The 1,837-nt window shown below is 34.9% G+C and carries 1 protein-coding gene; it reads right to left on the bottom strand.

Going from position 1 to position 1,837, the window contains the following annotated elements; translation table 11 throughout:
- Positions 1-448 precede the first annotated feature (448 nt).
- Positions 449-1,648 (bottom strand): ATP-binding protein, encoded by a 1,200-nt coding sequence (locus DW036_RS25295; protein ID WP_118466743.1) that lies wholly within the window; start codon positions 1,646-1,648, stop codon positions 449-451.
- Positions 1,649-1,837: the final 189 nt, after the last annotated feature.

Genomic DNA, 1,837 nt, shown 5'->3' on the forward strand with positions numbered 1-1,837 from the left:
TTGTGCTGTCGTGTACATGAGTTTAGTAAAAGAAAACTTATTAGCCATATTGTGGCATAAATGCCCTGTTTCATTCTAATGGGTATTTGGTTAGTAGTATACAAAGGTATCTCTTTTTGAGAAATATTACCAAGGTAACTGTATGTTTTTTCCTTTTGTTTAGTTCTGTAGCTTGGGGTAAACTGATATTAGGGCTATGAACTAATAAAGGTCAATAACTTTCAGAGAAAGTAATTCTCTTAGTCAATCAAGTTTAGGGATAAGATTTAAAGTAGTCAACTAATATCAGGGAACTACATCTTCTCATCTTTCTTACTATGGTGAGAACCTTTTCTCATATAATTGAGAGTTTATTCTCGTCATATTGAGAAGAAACTCTCACCGTATTGAGAAAAGATTCTCTATAAAGGGAGAATATCTTCTTTACTCATATGGGAAAGTTGCCCCATTAATACAAAAAGCCAACTATCCAAAGCGGCAATTTGCAGCGATATGGGGTTTCTATTCCATCGGCCAATATATAAGAATCGGGAATATCAGCTATCTGGTCATAAGTTTTGCCTTCTCCACCAACTTCCAAAACATAATGCCCGTTTATTTTAAAGTCTCCGGTTTTCTTTCCATATTCTACTTCGTTCATATAGCCAAGTTGGTTTACCACAAATGTCTCACGTGCTGTTCCTGTTTTTACAGGTCGAGAAGCCAAAGCATAGAGCAGATTCGGATTATCTAAATATATCTTGTCCGGCTTTTGCATCTTTTTTACAGATAATAAATCTGCATATAGTAAACGAAGTAACTTCGCTTTTTCTAAGCTGTTTAAATATTCTATTACTGTATTGCGATGAATGCCGATTGTTGTTGATAGTTTGGAAATGTCCACTTCAAAGGGAACTGAAGTAGCTAAAATTCCTAGTAGTGCTTTCAGTTTACGAATATTGCCGACGTCGACCCCACACAGTTGGGGTAATTCCGATTCAATAATAAAATTAGTAACCTGTTCAATACTCGTATAATAATCCATCTGATTTTTTAAATAAAATGGATAATATCCATATTGTAAATACTCTTTAAAAAAAGGAAGGGGACGGCATACCTTGTTTACCTTTGAACAAATGTCACCGGGAGATTTTAAGACTTCATCCAGAGTACATATTGGTAAATCCAATTGTTTGTAAAATAGTAGGAATTCCCGAAAAGAAAGTCCTTGCATTTCATAAGGAATACAACGTCTGGACAGGTCGGCGTCTGCATTCAGTATGTTGAGTAGGGAAGATGCACTAAACACCACTCTTAAATCGGGGTACATATCATAAATCTCTTTTATTTCTTTACTCCAGGTCGGATATTTATGTACTTCATCCAGAAACAGGTGTTTGCCACCATGTTTATAGAAAACGTCCACCAATTCCAGTAGAGTATGATTAGAGAAATAAACCGAATCCAATGTACAATAAAGCACTTCTCGGTTATATGCTTCATAATGCTGTTTGATATACTGTAACATTAGAGTCGTTTTTCCTACTCCTCGTGGTCCTCTAATGGCAATTAGTTGGGCATCCCAATTGATTTTATACATAAGTGCTCGTATAATTTCAGTAGATGTGAGCATTAACAAACGATCTTGTTTGGCAAATAGTGTTTCCATACATTCTTGATTTTGTATTCTTGAGATGCAAATATAATCATTAGCTGTTTGCAAACAGCAAATTTTAAATAAAAATGCTGTTTGCAAACAGCAAATAGGTTATGCTTATTGGAGACAACTGGATTATTCTCTCAGGAAAGCTTCTATTTGCTTCTTATCTGTTATCCGAGGATACTAATAAATACTTCA

This window comes from Bacteroides sp. AF39-11AC (assembly GCF_003474285.1).
Classification (GTDB): domain Bacteria; phylum Bacteroidota; class Bacteroidia; order Bacteroidales; family Bacteroidaceae; genus Bacteroides.

What these genes read in the sequence shown, in the direction of transcription:
- DW036_RS25295 (WP_118466743.1), bottom strand. Translation starts at nt 1,648, where the DNA reads ATGGAAACACTATTTGCCAAACAAGATCGTTTGTTAATGCTCACATCT.